The organism is Chryseobacterium artocarpi, assembly GCF_001684975.1.
GTDB lineage: Bacteria > Bacteroidota > Bacteroidia > Flavobacteriales > Weeksellaceae > Chryseobacterium > Chryseobacterium artocarpi.
Map to the genome: position 1 here is coordinate 200,833 of NZ_MAYH01000048.1, position 18,475 is coordinate 219,307.

General features: G+C 33.6%; 11 protein-coding genes. 10 read left to right on the top strand and 1 reads right to left on the bottom strand.

Going from position 1 to position 18,475, the window contains the following annotated elements; genetic code table 11:
- Positions 1-5: 5 nt before the first annotated feature.
- From BBI01_RS18735 to BBI01_RS18755, 5 genes are all read left to right on the top strand, one after another.
- Positions 6-1,331 (top strand): T9SS type A sorting domain-containing protein, encoded by a 1,326-nt coding sequence (locus BBI01_RS18735; RefSeq protein ID WP_065396169.1) that lies wholly within the window; start codon positions 6-8, stop codon positions 1,329-1,331.
- Positions 1,332-1,344: 13 nt separating this feature from the next.
- Positions 1,345-3,969 (top strand): T9SS-dependent M36 family metallopeptidase, encoded by a 2,625-nt coding sequence (locus tag BBI01_RS18740; protein ID WP_065396170.1) that lies wholly within the window; start codon positions 1,345-1,347, stop codon positions 3,967-3,969.
- A gap of 174 nt (positions 3,970-4,143) precedes the next feature.
- On the top strand, positions 4,144-4,575 hold the full coding sequence (locus tag BBI01_RS18745; RefSeq protein WP_065396171.1) for a hypothetical protein: 432 nt from the start codon (positions 4,144-4,146) through the stop codon (positions 4,573-4,575).
- 97 nt (positions 4,576-4,672) lie between these two features.
- Positions 4,673-5,467, top strand: coding sequence for a hypothetical protein (locus BBI01_RS18750; RefSeq protein ID WP_065396172.1), 795 nt, complete (start codon positions 4,673-4,675; stop codon positions 5,465-5,467).
- A 5-nt stretch (positions 5,468-5,472) separates the two neighbouring features.
- A complete protein-coding gene (locus BBI01_RS18755) occupies positions 5,473-8,640 on the top strand; it encodes a DEAD/DEAH box helicase (RefSeq protein ID WP_065396173.1) in 3,168 nt (1,055 codons plus the stop codon).
- A 124-nt stretch (positions 8,641-8,764) separates the two neighbouring features.
- On the opposite strand, the gene BBI01_RS18760 is transcribed toward BBI01_RS18755, so the two are convergent.
- Positions 8,765-9,544 (bottom strand): XRE family transcriptional regulator, encoded by a 780-nt coding sequence (locus BBI01_RS18760; RefSeq protein ID WP_065396174.1) that lies wholly within the window; start codon positions 9,542-9,544, stop codon positions 8,765-8,767.
- Between the two features lie 61 nt (positions 9,545-9,605).
- Between BBI01_RS18760 and dinB the strand changes: the two genes are divergently transcribed.
- From dinB to BBI01_RS18790, 5 genes are all read left to right on the top strand, one after another.
- Complete coding sequence (dinB, locus tag BBI01_RS18765) at positions 9,606-10,748, top strand: DNA polymerase IV (protein ID WP_065396175.1); 1,143 nt, start codon at positions 9,606-9,608, stop codon at positions 10,746-10,748.
- Between the two features lie 9 nt (positions 10,749-10,757).
- The gene (locus BBI01_RS18770) at positions 10,758-13,844 is read left to right on the top strand and encodes a DNA polymerase III subunit alpha (protein ID WP_065396176.1); all 3,087 of its coding nucleotides are present in this window, start codon (positions 10,758-10,760) and stop codon (positions 13,842-13,844) included.
- A 91-nt stretch (positions 13,845-13,935) separates the two neighbouring features.
- Positions 13,936-15,021 (top strand): MBL fold metallo-hydrolase, encoded by a 1,086-nt coding sequence (locus tag BBI01_RS18775; protein ID WP_065396177.1) that lies wholly within the window; start codon positions 13,936-13,938, stop codon positions 15,019-15,021.
- 94 nt (positions 15,022-15,115) lie between these two features.
- The gene (locus BBI01_RS18780) at positions 15,116-15,292 is read left to right on the top strand and encodes a BF3379 family histone-like protein (protein ID WP_065396178.1); all 177 of its coding nucleotides are present in this window, start codon (positions 15,116-15,118) and stop codon (positions 15,290-15,292) included.
- 867 nt (positions 15,293-16,159) lie between these two features.
- Complete coding sequence (locus tag BBI01_RS18790; RefSeq protein ID WP_065396180.1) at positions 16,160-18,475, top strand: TonB-dependent siderophore receptor; 2,316 nt, start codon at positions 16,160-16,162, stop codon at positions 18,473-18,475.

The window sequence follows — 18,475 nt, forward strand, 5'->3', positions numbered from 1 at the left end:
TTAAAATGAACCTAAAAAACATACTAATTATTTCTTCATTATTATTGAACTTCTTGGGCTTTAATGCCCAGGTTGTCAATATTCCTGATGAATATTTCTACGAATACCTACTTCTTTACAACAATATTGATAAGAATAATGATGGTCTTATCCAAGTTAGCGAGGCTGAGGCATACACTGGGCAAATTAATGTAATCGGATACAGTAACATTAAAAACCTAACAGGATTAGAGGCTTTTAAAAACATTACTGATTTACAGGTTTCAAAAACAGGCATTACAGCTCTTGATATTTCAAATAATACAAAACTGGTAAAGCTTGTTGCCAGTTCGACAAATTTGACAAGCATTGACGTTTCTAAAAACACAGAACTTACCGAAATCCAAGCACAGTTAAATAGTAATTTAAAGAGTGTAATATTTGGAAGTCAGAATTACAATCAATTACAATCTGTCAATTTATCATTTAACAGTATAGAGTCTATAGATGTTACTCATTGTCCTAATCTAGCTGTCTTAAATCTCACACTAAATAAATTAACTTCAGTCGATGTTAGCAAAAATCCCAGACTTGCACAATTAGATTTAGGCAGTAATAAGATTACTGATTTGAATCTATTAAATAACAAAAGACTAACCTTTATTGGGATTGCATATAATCAAATTAAAAATATTGATTTATCACAAAATACACTCATTAATATATTTAATGGAACTGGAAATCCAATTGAAAGTTTAAACGTTAGTAAAAACATATATCTCACTCAACTTCTTATAGATGAGACGAGCATATCTGACCTCGATGTTACGATGCTTCCTATGCTAGGATATTTGTATGTAAATAAAACAAACCTAAAGAACATTGATGCTTCACAAAACTCCAATATTTTTGGATTACAGGCCAGTGGTTGCCCTAATCTAGAAACTGTAAACATGAAGAATGGAAATAATACCAACGTTGTATTATGCGTGACTACAAACAATCCTAAACTAACTTGTATTCAGGTAGATAACGCTGAATACAGTTCAAATGCTTTTCTATGGGAAAAAGATGAAACAGCTACATACGTTACTGACTGTGCCCTTTTATCATCCACAGAAGTAGAAACCAGTAAAAATATTACACCTTTTCCTAACCCTACCCAAAATTTTGTAAACATCAATGAAATTGCGTATAGCATGGCATTGTATAGTTCAAATGGCAATCTAGTAATATCGGGTAAAGACACAAAAAAAATAGATATGTCAAAATTACCTTCTGGAGTGTACTATCTACAAATCAAAATGTCGGCTAAGGAGGCTCCTATTACTAAAAAAATTGTAAAAAAGTAACAGTTAAAACTATATGAAAGTGAATAATTATCTTACTGTTAAATTTGCTGCTGTTGTATTTTTTAATTTCTCCATTCTTGCTAATGCTCAAGAAACTGAAAAAAATATAATCGCAGATTATTTAAATCAGCATCCGCAAACAAATAAAGTTCAGGTAAATAAAGCTGAAACATTTAAAATCTTGGATATCCAAAATGATAAAGCATTAAATGGCAAAGTAGTTAATATCAACCAAACTTACAATGATATTCCCGTTTATGGAGCAATTGCATCTGTGATTATAAAAAATAATGAAGTAGCATACATTTCAGATAATTTTATCTCAGCTGATGCAACAAAAGTAAAAATCAAGAGCGCGGTCTATGATATTAAAAGTAATTTTGATAAAATTTTAACCGCAGCCGGTCTAAAATCTGACACTTCAAAATACACATTTGACAAGAAGCACCACAACAGCGTCGAAGTTCAGAAAGCATACTTTTCAGAAAATGGTGTTTTAATACTTGTAGATGTATTAAACTTTTATGAGGATGGTACAAACAATTATTGGAACATAGTTGTTGATGCAGAAACTGGATCACTTGTAAACAAGTCCAATTTGACAGTTTTCTGTAAATTTGATAATGATGCTTACTCTCATGAGCACTCTTCATTTTATAAAGTTTCAAACGAAGCTACCTTACCAAATATCTATAAAAAGAAATTCACCACATCTGAGAAAAAGCTTGACGGAGCTTCCTACAGAGTATTTGCTCTCCCTATTGAAGCACCTACTTATGGTGAAAGAACATTAGAAGTTGATCCTTGGTATTCAGATGCATCGCCATTAGGATGGCATGATGACGGTGAGAATAATTACACAATCACAAGAGGAAACAATGTTTATACATACGCTGATGAAACTGGAAATAATATCCCAAGTGGAGTTTCAGACGGAGGAAACGAGCATGTTTTTGATTTTCCGTTAATAGACAATAATATCCCTGCAGACTACAAAGACGCTTCGATTACTAATCTATTTTATATGAACAATAAAATGCATGATATAGCATATAGATTTGGATTTGACGAAGCAGGTAGAAATTTTCAATCTAATAATTTTGGAAAAGGTGAAGAATTTACTGACAGCGACCCTGTTCTTGCAGAAGCGAGAGATGGTGGAGGATACAATAATGCAAATTTTTCAACGCCAATTGACGGATATGCTCCAAGGATGCAAATGTACCTTTGGCTATCAAGAAACTACCTTACTTACAACTCACCTTCCGAACTTATTCCAAGAGCACCCTTAACAGGAACAAATACAGATTTTGGTTCAACACTTACGTCTACCCCTATTACTTCTGATGTAGTTTTAGCAAATCCTATTGATGCCTGTACTGACTTAACGAATACAGATGTGAGTGGAAAGATAGTTTTAATACAGAGAGGGACTTGTTCATTTGATTTTAAATATAAAAAAGCGCAGGACAAAGGTGCTGCAGCTGTAATTATATACAACACTTCTCCCACTCAAGCTTTTGGAGATATGGTTGGAACAGGAATTACTGTATCCATACCAGGCGTATTAGTTGACTACACAGAAGGTCAAATTATTAAATCAAAGTTAGACCAGAATATTAATGTCAATATTAGTCTTCAAAATAGAATTCGTACTTTGGATGGAAGTTTAGATAATGGGATTATTGCCCATGAATATACACATGGGATTTCCAATAGAAGCACAGGTAATGGATATTCTTGTCTGAACCCATTCTATGCCAATGAACAAATGGGTGAAGGATGGTCAGATTTTCTAGCTTTAATATTAACAAATAAAGCCGATGCTACAGCCTCTCAACCAAGAGGTCTTGGCACTTATGTAAGTAATCAACTTACAACTGAAGGAGGTATTCGACCTGCTAAATATTCCCCTGATTTTAATATTAACAGCTTTACATATGGTGATACTAATGGTATGGCATATGATGTTGGTGATGGAACATATGCTCTAGACGTACACTCTATAGGGTTTGTTTGGGCTACTATGCTATGGGATTTACAATGGAAGTTTGCTGAAAAATATGGCTTTTCTAATGACATCGCCAATAATCCAGAATCAGGAAGTGCTATGATTACACAACTTGTTTTGACTGCATTAAAAATTCAAGGATGCTATCCTTCTTTTATTAAAGGCAGAGATGCAATAATCGCTGCTGATGCATCTATAAATGGGGGAGCAAATAAATGTCTCATTTGGGATACATTTGCCAAGCGAGGTTTGGGAGTAAATGCTAAATCAGGAAAAACTGCTGGAAGTGGTAACGGACTATTACCTGCAATATCCGATCAAATCGAAGATTTTTCAATTCCAACAGACTGTCAATTGATGGCAACTGACGAAAATTCGTCTTCAAATCATGCAGTTTCCCTTTATCCCAATCCGGCAGGTAATGAATTTAGAATTAAAGCTAATGTTCCAAAAGGCGTGAAAGCTAAAATTAGTATTTATGATTTTTCAGGAAAAAAGATAACTGAAGATTTTATTGATGTAAACGCTGATATAATTAATACATCTAAACTACAAAATGGCATTTATATTGTCAAAGGAGATGGAATAGGTTTTAGTTTCAGTAAAAAGTTAGTCATAAGAAAATAGATTACTAAAAAAACTGCCACATTACTTGTGGCAGTTTTTTTTTGAATAAGGACGTAATTATTATAACAATCAGTCACTATATATAATATCTCATTTAACAGTTACATTAATAAATTATTTTCATTAACTTTAAAATACATTATTTCAAAGTATTAACTGGAAAAAATTATACAAATGAAGACTTATCAAGCATCTGAGCAACTTGCTCAAATTTTAATTAAGAATGGATTCGTGGAAGTAACGGATACTAAATACCCACAGCATTTTAAGCAAATAAATGCATATGGATATGAACCTGAGAAGTCACAAAGAGCTTTTAGAATTAATACAAAAGATTTAATAATATTTGATCATATTACAATAAAATTTGTTCACAAAGGATATGGATGTAATGGAGCAAATATGAGAAACGAATTATCAGAAAACGAATTAAAATCTGCGATAGCATTTTTCAAACTTCCTTTTCAAACTAGAAATGCTATTATGAGAACAGGTGCAGCAATTCCTAGCTTACATAACGAATACAAATATATTCAAGAAAATCCTTCATATAATAAACCTAGAAACCAATACATCATAAAAGCATTCAGTGATGTAACATTATAATTTTTGCAATAAATTACTTTTTTAGATAAACCTTACGGTAAACCGTAATGATAAAAAAATTTAATTTGTAACTTGCATAAGAAACTATAATCATTTCATGAACGTCACTTTTGAACAACTTGATGCAGAACACAGATCTTACAAAGGTATTTCTTTGAGTGAAGAAGAGTGCCGAGAACACTTACAAAATGCAGTTAAAGACAATTTATTAGACCGCGAAGAATGGCAAGATTCTCTTAACAGACTACAGGCGCTGCAAGAAGAAACAGGCTTTATAGCTAATGCGGGATTAATTGCAGATATTCAAACATTACTTAACGAGGAAATTGAATTAAAACAATTCCGAATAGGCGAAGCATATGCTGAAATTATTTTGGAACAAGAGTTTGTTTGCAGGTTTCACTGGAATGAAAATCGTGATGCAAGAAACCCTAGAGGAAATAAAACAGGAGCAGATTTAGTAGGATTTACAGAAGTAAATGGGGAGGTTGTTTTTCTGTTTGGAGAGGTGAAGACTTCTTCCGAAACAGCCACTCGTCCTCCGCAAGTAATGACCTATGCAGAAGGAATTGAAAAGCAGTTGAGGGATCTTTATAATGATAGAAATAAAAGATTTATTCTTATATCATATCTCAAAAACAAGATGCGACATTATCCTGATGGTCATCCATTCAAAATTGACTTTAATGCAAGCGAACGAAGCTATTACTCAGACACATGTAATTTTCAACTATACGGAGTTCTAGTAAGAGATGTAGAATCTGATGTAAAAGATTTATCTGCAAGTTACGAAAGGTTAAAAAATCATATATTGGAACCAAATGGGCTCAAACTATTAGCATTATATTTGCCGATTCGAAAAGAAGAGTGGGAAAATATCATTAACGAGTAAGAGTAATGAGTATAAATATAAAATATAGTTTTTTGGAACAAGCATATCCAGATATGCTTGAATCAATTGGTATGCTCATACAAAAAGTAAAATTATCTGCTCGATTTCATGATATTGAACTAAGTGTAGAGAACATTCAAAAACTATCCATTGCAAAAGAACTTTGTGAACTAAGAATTATTGAACTTTGGGATCAAAGAGTCGAAAACAATGAATTTAAAGCATTATGTGCAACATATTTTGATATATCTAGCCAAATACCAATCACTTCGCAAAAAGAATATCTTATATATGAGCATTTTAAAATAATCTCATTTGGATATCTAGGGGAGCAATGGCATTTTGTTAAACAATACTTAAATAAGACGATCAGCCAATTTGAAAATATCGAGGAAGATACTAATTGGAGTTTGAGAATCTTAACATTATCATTTAAAGCATTAGCTCATTTAGTAAAAAAAGATTCCTGGCACGAAATACGTCAAGGAATCAGTTATATTAATCAACTTAGAGAAGAACAGTCCCAATTTGAAAATTCGTTTTTAAACGAGATAAATGAGGAAAGCCGAGCATACGGTGCTGCAGAATTAGTTTCCCTATACCATTTTGCTAAAAATATTGAAATTTTAGGAAGGTACTTAATAGAGGGTAGACCTCTTGAACCCGAAACCGAAATTCAATACCATCTCAATTTTGCCAGAGAATTTTCACAAAAATCAGGTAATCTAAGTCTAACCTTACTATATCAATTTTTTGATGCTTTCACTCAAAAATTAATTCGAAATACTATATGGTATACAACTCGTGGAATTAACAATTGGGTAACGAGATTTAATAACTATATTTCTCAAAAAGAAGATAAGGGTCTATTTGAACTATTATATCCTCAACGGGAATCTATTATCGAAGGAGAACTCTTAAATCCGGCTCATAGAGCAGTAGTTATTAACTTACCTACATCGAGTGGTAAAACTTTGATAGCCGAGTATAAAATTCTGCAGGCTCTTAATCAATTTAAAGCCCAAGGGGGATGGATTGCTTATCTAGCACCAACGAAGGCTTTAGTCAATCAGGTTTATATCCAGTTAAAAAAGGATCTTGGTTCAATAGGAATCAAAGTTGAAAAAGCTAGTGGGGCTATAGATCTTGATGGCTTTGAACAACATTTGATTGAAGAAAATGGAAATAACACTGATTTCGACATTTTAGTCACAACATATGAAAAAATGAACCTACTGGTTCGACAAGGTCTTGGTACAACAGCAGAACGACCTTTGGTATTAACTGTTGTTGATGAAGCACACAATATTGAAGAGTCATCACGAGGTTTAAATTTAGAGTTTTTACTATCTACAATAAAAAATGATTGTGAAGAAGCCAATTTTCTGTTGATGACACCTGACATTATCAATTCAACTGAAATTTCTTCATGGCTTGCTGGTGACAGGGGGCATGTCATTAATCTTGAATTAGATTGGTGGCAACCTAACGAAAGAATTGTAGGCGCTGTTGAAGTAGTTGGAAGAGGCAGAAATTACAGTATTTCTTTAAAACCTTTGCATACAGACAAAGGCACATATGAAATTGGAGAATCACTCCCTATTGTTGACTATATTAATGCGGGGCTTACAAAAGCTGAGTTAACAGCATCGAAATCAAAAATCATTTCTTTCCTAGCTGCCGTAATACTTGATATTGAAACACCAATAATAATATTGGCTTCGAGTCCAAATGAAACGTACACTATAGCAGAAAAACTTTACAACGATTCAGTTGAATTTGAAGAACAAGATGAAGATGTCAATTTATTAATACGTTTAGTAAAAAGTGAGCTAGGCGAAAACTTTCCACTTGCTAAATATCTAACAAAAAGGATTGCTATACATAGTTCTGCTCTACCTGATGATATCAGGTTTCTTGTCGAAGATCTTATGACTAATGAGAAATTGCAAGCTATTATTGCAACTACAACTATTGCACAAGGTATTAACTTCCCTGTCTCTGCAGTAATTGTTGGGTCTTATAACTACCCTTTTGCAGGGCCAATGCCAGTTAGAGATTTTTGGAATCTTGCAGGAAGAGTTGGAAGAGCAGGTCAGGAAAGTATGGGATGGGTAGGCATGGCAGTAAGAAATGATAGTGATCTAGTTGAAGTAACAAATTATGTAAAAAAAGCTTCTGACGAACTTCATTCTCAATTGGTAAATGCCATTGATGTAGCATTAAGGCATGCTGATTCTGATTTTGATAGATGGCTATATTTTGATGAACGTTGGTCAGCAATTTTACAGTTCATTTCCCATTTAAGAAGACAGACTGCCCAACAGGAAGCATTTTTAGCACAATTGGAACTAAAACTACAAGGTACTTTTGGTTACAGGCAATTGTCGCAGGAGAAAAAAGTATTCTTACGGGAACATCTTCGTAGGTATGCTTCTAATTTGAGTTTTGCTGATGCAAAAATGTCAGATTCAACGGGATTTTCTTCTGTATCCGTACGACAAATGATAGGAAGATTAATAGGAGCAGATATAAATGCTACAGACTGGAATAAGAATCAACTTTTTTCAGAGCAAAATCAGACAATGCAAAAACTTGTTGGGATTATGCTTAACACCTACGAAATTAGGAAATCGATGGATGAGCTGAATGGAGGGGATCAGATTTTAGATAAAGCATCCATCTCACGATTAGTCGTTGACTGGGTTAATGGTAAAGAATTACCAATAATTGCGGCGAGGTTATATCCTAATGAAAGTGAAACTGTGGCAATTCAAAAAACTACAAAAGCGTTATATAAAGTTGTCGCAAATTCGGCAACATGGGGATTATCTGCATTGCAAAAAATGCCAACAAGTGGAATTGATTGGGATAGCTTATCAGATATTGATAAAAAGAAAATGGCAAATTTACCCGCATATCTTCATTATGGTGTTAATACGGACGAGGGAGTTCTAATGAGAAAAAACAATGTACCTAGAAGTATTGCAAAACATATGGGAGCATTATATCAAGCAAGTATTGATGGTAACATTTTTAACCAAACATCAGATTCAGTTGATCTTTGGTTAAAAAATCAATCTATAGACATTTGGAGCAGAGCGAGACCTGCTGGTTCGTCGTTATCCGGAGAAGATTACAAAAAGGTTTGGAAAAAGCTAAATGGGATTTAAATAAGCCAAACTGGGTCATTTAAATTTACTTTGAAATAATAATTACATTTGTTTTATCCCTTTTCTAAGGGATAATTTTTCATCATTTGTGTTTGTTAACTTCCATTAGGGGAAGTTTTTTATTTCATTGATTTAATCTTAAAATACTGTTTTCAAGATTACTGATACTTCTTTTGGCATCATCGACTAAAATTTTTAAATTCTTTTCATCGGATAAATTATGCGGTTTATAATCTTGGGGTAGAATTCCTCTTACATATCGCCACACTTCAGATATTTCTTCCAAAGCAATGTCGTATGGTTCATAAAATGAATTATCAGCAGATACTGTGATAACTTTTTTATTTCTTTTCAACAACGTCTTGTAAGTAATTCCATCACGGGTTACAAAAATATATTCCTTATTGGATTTTAAATCGTCTAACTTCTCTACATACTCTCCAATAATAATTGATTGATCTGCAAATGGAGGCATTGAATCACCATCTGCCAAAAATGCTCTGTATTTTCCATTTGTTAAAAACGGTAACTGCATCTTTTGAAGACTTTCAATAAATTCAGGATCACTAAATCCTTTAAGATACCCCATAGAAGCCTTTTGTGGGACAATTTCAATAAAATTATTTCCTTCAGAATCCACAACTACAGGAAGCAAAATCTTATTTCCCGGCAAATTAACCATTTGCTCCAAAGGAAACTTTCTAATATCAACAGTCACCAGCAAATCAATACTTATATTGTAATACTTTGAAATTCTTATCAATACTTCAATTGGTGGCTCTGCTGCTCCATATTCATAGGAAACATATCTAGATCTGGTCAAAATTAATTCTTCCGCCAGCTTATGCTGGGATAGATTTTTTTTACCTCTCAAAAACACGATGTTATCTGCAAAAATTGACATTGTCATAATTTATGACAACAAAAATACAAAAATTGTTTAAAAACGTGACTAATTTTGTCAAATGGAACGAGCAATTGCACATATGGATTTGGACACATTTTTTGTTTCCTGTGAACGGCTGAGAGATTCTGTATTAAAGAATCAGCCCGTCATTATAGGAGGTGGAGATCGTGGTGTCGTGGCATCCTGCTCGTATGAAGCCAGAAAATTCGGAGTACGTTCCGCTATGCCGATTAGGATGGCTTTGCGTTTGTGCCCTGAAGCACAGGTTATCAAAGGCGATATGGAATATTACTCCAATATGTCACATATGGTAACAGAAATCATTCAGGAAAAAGTACCGGTCATGGAAAAAGCCAGTGTGGATGAATTCTATCTTGACCTTTCCGGAATGGATAAATTTTTCGGATGTTATCAGTGGACAGCTGAGATTGCCGATGCTGTTATTAAACACACTGGTTTACCAATAAGCTTTGCGCTTTCAACCAATAAAACAGTTTCAAAAATCGGAACCGGAGAAGCAAAACCTACCGGAAAATTAGAATTAAAACTACAGGAGATTCAGCCTTTCTTAAATCCATTATCAGTTAAAAAAATTCCTATGGTTGGCAATGTCACCTTCGAACTGCTTTCAAGGCTAGGAGTAAGAAAAATTGAAACCCTTTCCAAAATGCCTGCTGATGTGTTGCAGCAATTGATTGGAAAAAATGGGATTGAACTTTGGAAGAAAGCTAACGGTATCGATAACAACCCCGTGATTCAATATTCAGAACGAAAATCAATTTCTACCGAAACTACTTTTTCAGAAGACACCATCGATGTTCAAAATATCAGGAGCATTCTTTCAGGAATGGTAGAACAGTTATGCTATCAGCTGAGGAATGAAAAATGGCTGACCTCAACGGTTTCTATAAGAATCCGATATGCCAATTTTGATACCGAGACTAAACAATGTAAAGTTCCCTATACCTCAGCAGATCACACCCTGCTAAAATATGTCTTGGAATTGTTTCAAAAGGCTTATACCAGAAGAATGAGAATTCGTCTAGTGGGAGTCAAATTTACAGGCTTAGTTCACGGAAACCATCAAATGAATCTTTTTGAAGATACAGAAGAATTGATATCATTATATCAGACTATGGATAAAATCAAAGATCGTTTTGGACTAAAGAGTGTAGGAAGAGCTTCAGGTCTTATAAATTAATAGATTATTATGTTTCTCAATTGTCATACCTATCATAGCTTACGTTATGGGACTATTTCTGTCGAAGATCTGGTTCAGCTAGCTGTAGATTATAAACTTAAAGTTTTGGCATTGACAGACATAAATACAGTAACTGGAATTTATCAATTCTATAAGCTGTGTCTGGAAAAAGGTATTAAACCAATTGTTGGAGTTGATGTCAGAGTTGAGAATGAACAATATTATATATGTTTAGCTAAGAACCCAAAAGGCATTGCTGAGATTAATCGACTGTTAACAGATTATAATTGTGAAGGTATTGAAATACCAAAAGTGAATCCACCTGTAGAAAATTGTTTTGTAATTTATTCTTTACAGAATATGCCCGATAAACTATCGGATCATGAATTTATTGGTATTAGACAAGATGAATTAAATTTCCTGATTAATTCGGAATTAAAATCTCTAATCCATAAAATGGTCATTTTTCATCCGGTAACCTTTAAAACCGATGATGAATATGAACTCCATAAAGTATTACGTGCAATCGATGGCAATACCCTTTATACTAAACTCATTGAAAAAGATTACTGTAAAAAAAATGAGTATTTTACGAATAAGAAAAAACTATTGAGTCAATATGTACAATACCCTGAAATCATTGAAAATACTAAATACATTGTCAGTGAATGCAGTTTTGACTTCAATTTTAAACCCCCTAAGAACAAAAAGTATTACACTGACAGTAAGGAAAACGATCTTAAATTGCTATCTCAACTGGCTTATGATGGTTTGGGTCGAAGATATCCTATTAATAACAGTCAGGCAATCGAAAGGATTGAAAAAGAATTGTCTGTCATTGACCAACTGAATTTCTGCGGTTATTTTTTAATTACTTGGGACATTATTCAATACAGCAAAAGCATGGGTTTTATGCACGTAGGTAGAGGAAGCGGTGCTAATAGTATTATTGCTTACTGTTTAGGAATTTCAGATATATGTCCATTAGAGCTTGACTTATACTTTGAAAGGTTTCTTAACCTTAATCGCAAGTCACCTCCCGACTTCGACATCGATTGGAGTTGGAAAAATCGGGATACAATCCTTGAATACATCTTTAAAAAATATGGCAGAGATCACGTAGCCTTTTGTGGAACTAATGTAGAATTCAAAAGAAAATCAAGATTTAGAGAACTCGGAAAAGTATTCGGTCTTCCCAAGGATGAGCTGGATCAACTTTCTAAAAAGCCTAAAGAATTACATGATCAGAATTCTGTAGTTCAGGAGATTTATAAATATGAGCAGTTGTTGATAGGCTTTCCCAATCAAAGAAGTATGCACTCTTGCGGAATTTTAATATCTGAAGAACCGATTACCAATTACTCTGCATTAGAGTTTCCACCAAAAGAATTTCCGATTGTTCAATTTGATATGCATACAGCCGAAGATATTGGATTGGAAAAATTTGACATTCTCTCCCAAAGAGGGTTGGGAACAATAAAAGATACTGTCACTCTGATTGAAGAAAAAAGAGGTATTAATGTCGATATTGAAGATACCACCATCTCGAAAAATGAAGCCAAATGCAACGAATACCTAAGTATTGGAAAAACCATAGGCTGTTTCTATATTGAATCACCTGCAATGAGAGGTTTATTAAGAAGGCTCAAATGTGATAATTACAAAGTATTGGTTGCGGCGTCATCAATAATCCGACCAGGTGTAGCACAGAGCGGTATGATGCGCGAGTATATTTTTCGCCATAACCATCCTGGACAGTTTGAATATTTCCATGACGTATTTGCAAAAGAACTGGGAGAAACCTATGGCATTATGGTATATCAGGAGGATGTGATCAAAATCGCAATGCACTTCGGTGGTGTTTCAGCAGCTAATGGTGATGTTCTTAGAAGAGCAATGAGTGGTAAGGGGCGCTCTCTTTCTGCTTTACAAAAATTAAAAGATGACTTCTTTGATTCTTGCAAAAAAAAAGGACATCCTGAGCAGCTTTCTCAAGAAGTATACCGTCAGATTGAATCTTTTGCAGGCTATTCATTCTGTAAAGCCCACTCTGCTTCTTATGCAGTTGAAAGTTATCAGAGTTTGTATTTAAAAGCTTACTACCCTATTGAATTTATGGTATCCGCTATTAATAATGGTGGAGGATTTTACAGAACAGAAGTTTACATTCATGAAGCAAAAATGTCAGGCGCAGTGATTCACAATCCATGTGTCAACCTAAGCGAACTCAACACTACAGTATATGGAACAGATGTATACTTAGGGCTGATGCATATCGAAAAACTTGAAACTTCTGTTAAACTTTTCATTCCTGAAGAAAGAAAAGAAAATGGGGACTACAGATCATTGGAAGATTTTGTAAAAAGGGTCAATATTGGTATTGAAACATTACAAATATTAATTTTTGTCGGAGCCTTTAGATTCACAGGAAAACAGAAACATGAACTATTAATTGAGGCTAGATTTCTTTTATCAAAGAATCAATATAAAACAAAAATCATATCGTTATTTGACGAACCTCAAAAAAATTATGAATTGCCCATTATCGAAAGAAATCCATTTGAAGATGCTTTTGATGAAATTGAGATATTGGGTTTTCCAGTCTCCTATTCTATTTTTGATTTACTGAAAACAAAATACAGAGGTCATGTGTTAGTAAAAGACCTTTTGAAATATCACAAGAAACAGGTAAAAATGTTAGCTTATCTCATTTCCAGAAAGCATGTTCCTATTAAAATGAAAAATCATCCGGATAAAAAAGATGATATGTATTTTGGAACTTGGGTTGATGCAGAAGGGCAATACTTTGATACCGCTCATTTTCCTGACAGCCTCAAACAATTTCCTTTTAAGGAAGGTGGCATTTATTATTTACTAGGAACTGTTGAAGTGGACTACCACTTTCCGACTGTTACCATTATCAAAATGGCAAAAATGCCACTGATTGCCGATCCTAGATATTCAAAGGATGAGGATAAAGCTAAAGAAGTTGAAAACAGTCTTCGCGAAGATATCAGTATGACCCACAGAAATCCATATCCTAAAGAGTGTGAAATCAACTTACCTAGGTATAAAATTAGTATTGATTGTTCATAATTAATATTAATTTCAAATTTTAATTTACTCTTAAAAGCTTAGTAAACAATAAAATGCAAAAATTAATTACTTTTGGGAAAACTAAATTATTATGGAAATTGAAATTAATATGATTAATGTCGAAGATGGGGATGCTATCATTCTTATGTTAAAGAATTCAGAAAAAAAATCTTTAATTGTTATTGATGGTGGATATAAAGCTCATTATCCGAAAATCAAGAAAAGACTTGAAGAAGTTCTTCCTCTGTATGATAACAAAATAGATTTGCTCATTTGTACTCATTATGATAACGATCATATAGGAGGTGTTGAAAAAATTCTTGATGACTATCATCAAATAGTTCAAGAAATATGGATTCACACAATAAAGGAAACTGTGGATGAGGAAATTCATTTCCTTGGCAAACAACTAACAGAATTAAAACAAAATTTATTGTTGGAAGATATTGATATTGATTCTAGTAGCAAATATATTATTGAAGGTTATGAAGATTTATTGAGGGTTGTAAGAAAAATTCGTGATTATGGTTTGGAGGATAAAATGTCTCAAGTATTTAAAGGCAAAGAATTTGGTAAGTTTCCTATCTTTTCAGTGATTGGTCCAACGTACGATTTCTACAGACAAAATCTCCCTGCTTTAAAATCTGAAGCAATTGAAGAAGATCTTAAGGCTAATTTCGACCATCGTTTTTCTTCTGGTATTCCTAAGCTAAGTGAATATCTAAAAAATTCATTGAATACTTCGGGTAACGAAGCTGATTGTAAAAATTTAGAAGTTAGCAGTTTAAGAAATGGAGTAACAGCAACAAATATGGTCAGTATCGTTACTCTACTACAATTTGACAATAAAAAATTTTTATTTACAGGAGATGCCGGTATTGAATCATTCGAAAAGCATATTCCGAATTGGGATACCGATCTAAAAGACTTATATTTTTTAGACTTACCTCATCACGGAAGTAAAAACAATACTTCGAAGAAAATGATTGATGTATTTAATCCTAATTATGTGTTTGTATCTGCAAGAAGTAGAAATAATCGTCCATCTTCTCATATTGAAAGCTGTATAAAATCAAGAAAAAACCTTGTCAGATTTGAAATAACAAACAGAGACTCTAAAACATGGTATATAAAAATAGATCAAGACGGAAATTTTAGTAGAATATTTAGAATATAAGGTCTTAACTATCGTAATTTTTTTAAAATTTTCCAACATTATAATCCTCTCCTATATTATATTTGCAATTATTTTAAATACTCATTAAATCATTATGAAAGAACTTATCGAAAAAATCAACACAGAGTTTGAGTCATTTTCAACAGAAGCAAATCAACAATCCGAAAAAGGGAATAAAGCAGCTGGAACTAGAGCTAGGAAGGCAGCATTAGAACTAAGCAAATTATTTAAAGAGTTCCGAAAAGTTTCGGTTGAAGAATCTAAAAAATAGAGGTATTTATAAAAAGCCTGCAATAGCAGGTTTTTTGTTTTAATTTTAAATAAAAATTGAATGTCAATTAATTTATTTAAATGTGATAAAAGATCACTGATTAAAACGCAAATATATTGGCTTCAAAAAATTGCAAGAAAAAATTAACATAAGAATACTGAGAAAATAAAACTTTAGATTTATAAGACTAATGCCTTGCAACTAATTTCCAATTTCTAATAGTTTGAGGAGCTTTGTTAAATTCCAAAGTTATCTATGCTATTTCTGATTTAAAAAATAAAATTACTTATTCTCTTTAATACTTTTAAATAATAAAATCACATTACTTTTTGTTTACAAAAGAAGCATTCACAAAATTTATTCTTATTTTTGCGACTTATTATGCTAAAAACACTGAAAACTTTTTTTGTTTTTTCATTGTTGTTGATTTTTCTATCGAATGTCAGCGGAATAAGCGTATGTCTCGAACACGCAAAACATTCAGTTACTAAGATTACCGATAAAAAAGATTCCAAAGGAGAAAAATCAAAAACTATCTCTCAGGACGATGAATGTCAGTGTGATTTGCACTTGCATATGAATGCAAGTATTCTTCCGGAAATTCAACATCTAGATTTTACTCTAAATACATCGAACAAAAGCGAAATGCCTCAAACAAAGGCAAAAACCTACCGTTGCTTACTCGATTATTTTTCATCAAGAGCACCTCCCTGTCTTTCATAATTTTAGTTTTCTTTAAAAGCTAAAACTCTTTGCCTACAGATTTTCCAGTCTGTAACGACAGTTTTGTGAATATTTGGATTTAAATAAATCTAAGATATTCTTTTTCTAATAGGGATATTTTCAAATATCCACTTCATTATTTTTATGTCATTTAATTTTTATAAAGCTGGAATAATTCATTTTATTTCCAATAAGCCATTTCAGTTGGCAACCTCAAGTTTTATATTGTTTTCAACCGCAGTTAAAGCTCAAAAAAAACAAGCAGATTCTATCTCTGCAACTATACAAACCGTAGAAGTTGTAGGAAGAAAATCGAAAGATTACACTTCCGATTATTCATTTGCAGCCACAAAGGTTGCGATGAAAAATAAAGATCTTCCGCTTACACTAAATACTGTAACTAAAGAGCTCATTAACGACAGACAGGCGTTCAGATTGGGTGATGTTCTCAAAAATGTAGCGGGAGTTTCCAATGCAAGTTTTTATAATCAATACAGCCTCAGAGGAATTAGTCAGAATGAAGAAGGACAAATCATCAATGGGATGCGTACCAGACAATATTATTTCCTTCAACCGATGACGCCACATATCGAGCGTGTGGAAGTTTTTAAAGGTCCGGCAAGCATTACGATGTCAAGTGTAGATCCTGGTGGAACGATTAATATGGTGACAAAAAAACCACTGGCAAATCCTCGTAATGAAGTAAGTTTATCGGGGGGAAGCTTCGATACCTACCGGCTTACCGCAGATTTGACTGGTTCTTTGAATAAAAGCAAAACACTTTTGTACCGTTTAAATGCAGCACATCAGGATGCCAAATCTTTCCGTGATCATGTGAAAAACAACGGACTTTTAATTGCGCCTTCCTTATCATTTATTCCAAGTGATAAAACGTCAATCAACGTTGAGATGATCTACAATGAAATGAACGGAAATCTCGACCGAGGACAACCGATTTTCGGAGCTGTTGCAGGAAAAACAGATCTGAACAGTACACCAATCAGTCTCAATTTAGGCGCACCCGGAGATTATTTTAAAACAAAAGACCTGACTTTGATGGGGAGTCTGGCACATCATTTCAATAAAAACATCAGTTTTAATGCTTCTTATATGAAGCAATTTTGGGATGAGGATACACACGAAACCAGAACCACTAATTCTTTTGTTCCGGATATCAATAACCAAGCGATTTCCAGTTTGGCAATGATGCAGTATCAGGAGCGAATTCAGCATTGGGCAGTTGATAACATTAATGCGTATTTTAATTTCACTTATAAAACCGGAGCTTTTGAGCATCAAACGTTGGTGGGTTACGACAGCCATATCTGGGAGAAAAAAAGTGGAGGAAAACAAGATATAGCAAAAGGTTTCTTAATGAAAGACGGAACCGTAAGTTCATCCTATAATCCTGCCAATTCCTCTTTGTACCAAACAATGATTTATAATGGAATTACACTTCCCAAACCCAATGTCAACCCGTTTGATTTAACACCTGGAGAAATCAATCATCAGGGAAATTCTTATTCTGTTTTAAATGTGATTAATCCTTTACCAACAGCTCTTACAAGCACTCATTCAGCATACCTTCAACATCTTTTAATCTGGAAAAAATTCAAACTTTTAGCAGGGTTAAGACAGGAATGGTTTCAGGATATTACCAATTACAAAAAAGAAGAAGAAAGTTCTTTTACCAATCAAAAAATGCTTTACAGAGTGGGTTTAACGTATAGTCTTACGAAAAACACAAATATTTACGCCACTTATCTGACAGGGTATCAACCACAATCGAACACCATTTCCCTGATGCCTCAAACCATCAACTTTACGGGGGCAATTTCCGCTTCATTGTATAAGCCGTTATTGTCAGACTTAAAAGAATTTGGGGTTAAAACAAAACTCTTAAAAAAGATTGATGCAAGTTTTTCAATCTACGAAATTAATCAGAAAAATATTCTGGTAAATGCCAATAATCCTGTAGAACCCGACCAATTGATTCAGCGTGGCGCGGACAGAAGCCGTGGTTTTGAGGCAGAACTTACCGGACATATTCTTCCTCAATGGCATATTTACGCAGGTTACAGCTATATTGATGCTAAAGTTTTGGATGATTCCAATCCTGCATTGATTGGTTTGGCTAAAGAAAACACTTCGAAAAATTCAGTCAATATCTGGACGAGGTACAACTTTACGAACATTCAGGCCTTAAAAGGCTTCGGAATCGGTGCGGGAATGTTGTATCAAAGCAAAAAAATCCCTTGGTACACGAGAAGTTTTGAACTTCCCGCCTATACGACTTTGGACGCAGCATTATACTATTTCGTTCCTCAAACCAAACTCCAACTGGCTCTGAATGTAAACAATATCACAAATACAACTTATTGGGTGGGCGCTCAGAATTATTTGAGACTTTTCCCGGGTGCACCACGAAACTATTTATTTACAGCAACTTATAAAATTTAA

Coding starts and splice junctions, on each gene's coding strand:
- BBI01_RS18770 (WP_065396176.1), top strand. CDS start 10,758: ATGTTTCTCAATTGTCATACCTATCATAGCTTACGTTATGGGACTATT.
- BBI01_RS18775 (WP_065396177.1), top strand. CDS start 13,936: ATGGAAATTGAAATTAATATGATTAATGTCGAAGATGGGGATGCTATC.
- BBI01_RS18780 (WP_065396178.1), top strand. CDS start 15,116: ATGAAAGAACTTATCGAAAAAATCAACACAGAGTTTGAGTCATTTTCA.
- BBI01_RS18740 (WP_065396170.1), top strand. CDS start 1,345: ATGAAAGTGAATAATTATCTTACTGTTAAATTTGCTGCTGTTGTATTT.
- dinB (WP_065396175.1), top strand. CDS start 9,606: ATGGAACGAGCAATTGCACATATGGATTTGGACACATTTTTTGTTTCC.
- BBI01_RS18760 (WP_065396174.1), bottom strand. CDS start 9,544: ATGTCAATTTTTGCAGATAACATCGTGTTTTTGAGAGGTAAAAAAAAT.
- BBI01_RS18755 (WP_065396173.1), top strand. CDS start 5,473: ATGAGTATAAATATAAAATATAGTTTTTTGGAACAAGCATATCCAGAT.
- BBI01_RS18750 (WP_065396172.1), top strand. CDS start 4,673: ATGAACGTCACTTTTGAACAACTTGATGCAGAACACAGATCTTACAAA.
- BBI01_RS18735 (WP_065396169.1), top strand. CDS start 6: ATGAACCTAAAAAACATACTAATTATTTCTTCATTATTATTGAACTTC.
- BBI01_RS18745 (WP_065396171.1), top strand. CDS start 4,144: ATGAAGACTTATCAAGCATCTGAGCAACTTGCTCAAATTTTAATTAAG.
- BBI01_RS18790 (WP_065396180.1), top strand. CDS start 16,160: ATGTCATTTAATTTTTATAAAGCTGGAATAATTCATTTTATTTCCAAT.